The 4,134-nt window shown below is 56.0% G+C and carries 3 protein-coding genes and 1 pseudogene; 1 reads left to right on the top strand and 3 read right to left on the bottom strand.

What is annotated here, in order from left to right; genetic code table 11:
- Window positions 1-794, top strand: a pseudogene (locus tag AB4043_RS16910) (hypothetical protein); the annotation flags it as partial.
- Between the two features lie 32 nt (window positions 795-826).
- Here AB4043_RS16910 and AB4043_RS16905 read toward each other — a convergent pair.
- From AB4043_RS16905 to AB4043_RS16895, 3 genes are all read right to left on the bottom strand, one after another.
- A complete protein-coding gene (locus AB4043_RS16905) occupies window positions 827-1,282 on the bottom strand; it encodes a hypothetical protein (protein ID WP_442307584.1) in 456 nt (151 codons plus the stop codon).
- Window positions 1,242-2,393, bottom strand: coding sequence for a sulfatase-like hydrolase/transferase (locus AB4043_RS16900; protein ID WP_442307583.1), 1,152 nt, complete (start codon window positions 2,391-2,393; stop codon window positions 1,242-1,244). Before AB4043_RS16900 ends, AB4043_RS16905 begins: the two co-directional genes overlap by 41 nt.
- A gap of 397 nt (window positions 2,394-2,790) precedes the next feature.
- Window positions 2,791-3,744 (bottom strand): hypothetical protein, encoded by a 954-nt coding sequence (locus AB4043_RS16895; protein WP_442300420.1) that lies wholly within the window; start codon window positions 3,742-3,744, stop codon window positions 2,791-2,793.
- Between the last annotated feature and the right edge of the window lie 390 nt (window positions 3,745-4,134).

The following is a 4,134-nucleotide window of genomic DNA, read 5'->3' as shown; positions in this document are numbered from 1 at the left end:
AGACGTTTGTGCGAGATGGCGGCGGCCTGATCGCCACCAATGAGACATCGCTGTATAACGAGTGGGGCGTTCGTCAGCCAAACTTTGGCCTCGCCTCTCTCTTCGGTGTTAATTACGCAGGCAGAGTGGAAGGCCCCATGAAGAACTCTTACTTGAGTCTGAAGAAAGACTCATCGGGGCAATTTCATCCTCTTCTGAAGGATTTCGAAAACGCCGTACGCATCATCAATGCTGTGAATCAGGTATCGGTCACCCCGGCGGGCGAAGGAACATATCCTTTGCAGGTGATCCCCACCTATCCGGATCTTCCGATGGAAGAGGTCTTTCCCCGCGAAGATGCGCCTGCTGGGCAGCCTGGCGCTATCGTTCGTCAGGTAGGCAAGGGGCGTGTGGTTTATCTGCCCGGCGACGTCGATCGAACGTTCTGGGAGACGTTGAACTTCGATCAGGCCAGGCTGCTCCGCAATGCGGTGCTCTGGGCAACGGATGAGCCCGCTCCGTTGACGGTCGAAGGGAAAGGTGTGCTGGATGTTTCCGTCTGGGAGCAGAAGAGCTCCATCACTGCCCACCTGGTGAACCTGACCAACCCCATGATGATGAAGGGCCCGGTACGCGAGATCATCCCAATCTCTGCGCAAAGGGTGAAAGTTCAAATCCCAGCCGGTCGCAAGGTGAAACAGGTAAAACTGCTGGTCGCGGGGACGAAGCCGAACTATACGCACCAGGAAGGATTTCTCCGGTTGGAGGTTCCATCCATCGCGTTACATGAGGTGGTTGCAATCGATCTCGTTTAACAGACAATTCTCAAATACTTTAGCCACGCTCTTTAGGGAGTTCGACGCGAACGAATGCCGGCGAGCTTCCGTTGCATCCTATCCACGATCTCCGGATGCTGGGTCGCAAGGTTGTGCATCTCGTGCGGATCAGCCTTGAGGTTGTAGAGCTCAGTCGCTGACTGTGGCGGAGTCTCTCGCGGAGCATCGCCCAGGATGGTATCGGGGATGTATCGGCCTTTTGGTTGAGGAGTGGTTCCAGGTCTTTGTGCCCGATCGATGAGTTTCCAGTCGCCTTCGATCAGTGCCAGACACTGTCCTTCTTCGACGAGAGATTGACGCCCGATCTTTGAACGCCCGAGGAGTGCGGGCAGTACGTTCTCGCTATCTCCCGCAGCGCCCTGAGGAACTCGTGTTCCGGTGAAGTTAGCCAGGCTTGCGGTGAGATCCAACTGACTGATGAGCGCATCAGAGACGCCGGATTTTACATTTCCTTTCCAGCGCACGATGAAGGGTATGCGTGTGCCACCTTCGGTGATGGTGTACTTGCCTCCACGCCAAGGACCGGCAGGCGGATGGCTGTCGGTATGATGGGTCCGCTCCATCATCGTAGCCGTCGTTAACAACGGGGCCGTTGTCGGAAGAGAAGATAACGATCGTATCTTCTTCAAGGTGCAGGCTCCTGAGCTTGTCGACGATGCGCCCGACGCTCCAATCGAGTTCATTCAATACATCGCACCGGATGCCGCAGGTATTTTTGTTGGCGAACTGCTCGTTCGGCATACGCGGTACGTGAATGTCGCTGGGTGTGAAGTACAGGAAGAATGGCTGGTTGTGGTTTTTCTCGATGAACTCGACGGCCTTGTCCGTGAACGTGGCTGCCATGTTCTCGTCTGTCCAGCGAGCTGACTTTCCTCCGGTCATAAAGCCGATTCGGCTAACGCCGTCGACGATCGTCCCATCATGTCCTTCACTCAGCTTCATCTTGAGAAGGTCTGGATTCTCCCGCCCCGTGGGATCGCTTCCGACCTTCGTGCGATACGAGACCTGGATCGGATCTGCCGGATCGAGTCCAACGACTCGGTGATCGTGGATATAGACCGTGGGTACACGGTCGGCTGTTGCAGCGAAGAAGAACGCTTCCTCAAAGCCCACTTCGCATGGTCCCGGCTCGATGGAAGTATTCCAATCAATGGTTCCGCTTCCCAGGCCGATGTGCCACTTGCCGACGAGCCCGGTTCTGTATCCGGCTTTCTTGAGGATCGACGCGATGGTTGGCTGATCCGGTTGGATCAGAAGCTTCGCATCGCCGGGGAGCACCTGGATTCCATCTCTCCGCCAAGCGTAACTGCCGGTGAGCAACGCGTAGCGGGAAGGGGTACAGGTCGCCGCATCACAGTGCGCGTTGGTGAACCGGAGTCCATCCTTCGCCAGCTCATCAATGTGCGGGRTCTTTACATCGTTTGCACCGTAGCAGCCTAGATCCCCGTAGCCGACATCGTCTGACAGGATGACAATGATGTTCGGTGGCCGCTTGCGGGCAGGAGCGCCGAAACCGCGTGCCGCCGCGGCGCCTGCCCCGGAGAGTGCGAGTAACTGAAGAAGTTGTCGACGGTCCATTCGCATGACACTGGAACGATACCAGCTAGCCAGACCATCGCGGCACCCGTATCAATCTCTTCTGAACGACCGTTGGACCTACACAAAAAAGGCCGTGCTACGCGATACCAACACTAAACCAGCGTCGTCGGGATTATTCCACGAATCGCTTCTAGCCAGATTTTTCCGGCATGAGCGCAAAACCGATGTTGGCGCGGGGGTACGTCAAACAGACGTCCCCCGACAACCGCTCCGTCAATGGGTCTCCATAGGCCGCGCGACTCGCTGGCCCCAACCGATCCGGATTCCTGAAACGATCGGATTCGAGGCCTCGCTCGATATAAGCATTCGGAAAATTCACCTTGCCCGGGGGGAAGGATATGTTTGAATATCCTGTATTCCATTATGATTTCCGCTCCTAGATCGAGTCCGCGCCCTCCGTTTGACTTTCCCAGACGTGGTCAAACATTGTGTCTGCCCAATGGCTGATCATCTCTGCGGTGCAGGGTGGAGCAAAACTCGGCTGACCTGAAATATCGAGATATTCCTTCTCATGGCTGTGCATTCGATAGAAGAAGCGTGAGGTACCATCGCGAAATTCGCGCGGCAGCCCCCACAAGAAATTGGCGGATTCGGTCAAAAGCCTTCTCTCTGCTTTAGTGAGAGATTGGGGCACTGCGGCCGAATCTGCAATTGTTGCCAGATCCGCAGCCGAAGGGTCCGTTCGGCGAAGGTTCAAAAGGCAAAGAACGCCCATCCCCATGCGAAAAGCGCTACGCGGGCCGAAATGACTCACGATATCGTTTAGCAACTTACAAGTCTCAGCGGAATACGTCACGTACGTGTTCATCAAAAGAAACAGGCGATGCATCGGCTCGATGGCCTCATGGAAGGCAAGACGCTCCACCGTGTTTGCGAACGACTCGACCAACGCAGATGCGATGACAAAGCGCTGCCCAGGATCCGTGATACCCGCTTCATCGAGCTCCGAGTCGATGTAGTGAGATCCGAATCCATGCAATGACTCGTGAAATACCACGTTCTTCGTCGCGAGGGAAAGCAGAACATGGTCCTCAATCTCGATGGTTGGTGTACGGCTCAACAACTGCTGAACTGGCGGCAGGGTAGAACGGTATGGAAGGGTCCTTTCTGAGAGCAATTCACCCAGCATCAGGAGCGGCGCGGCCTCGTAGTATTTTGCCAGTGGTGAACCGCCCGCGATAAAGCGATATCCCTTATCCAGGACACCTTTCCGGGTGTTTCGGAACAGCCGATTCTGGCTGACCAGAAATGGGTCACCGAAAATATCAGGTATTGCGTCCTTCGGCGCGTACTGCTGGTGAATCCATACGAGTTGTGCGAGATGTGCCATCTGTTTGTTCTCCTCGGGGCATTCACGGAGGGCGCGCTCGCACGCGCCCCTTGTATCTTTCAGAAGTGCGTACTAGCTGGATTTCCGACATCGGGTGCATGCTGGGCGTCGACATCAAGCCCAAGCCCAACATTACTTTTAGGTTTGGGGGTTGGCGCGGGGGTACGTCAAACAGATGTTTCCCGACACGCCAGAGCGCAGACCCCAAGCAGCGACCAAAACCGGGGCAAACATGTACGGGAAACCGCCTAGGATCGCAGCAGTGACCGGAAACCGCGCCAATGACGTTCCCGGGCGGAATTTTCTCGCGTTTGGGCGTACCCCCTCAATGGTCCATTCTTCTAGTGTCCAGGACGACCAGGGGTTCCTGCGGATCCGACTGTGGTTGTG

Origin of the sequence: Terriglobus sp. YAF25, assembly GCF_052113305.1 — a bacterium.
Lineage (GTDB): Bacteria > Acidobacteriota > Terriglobia > Terriglobales > Acidobacteriaceae > Terriglobus.
Note: the sequence above shows the minus strand (reverse complement) of the source record. Positions and strands in the feature narration are given on the sequence as shown.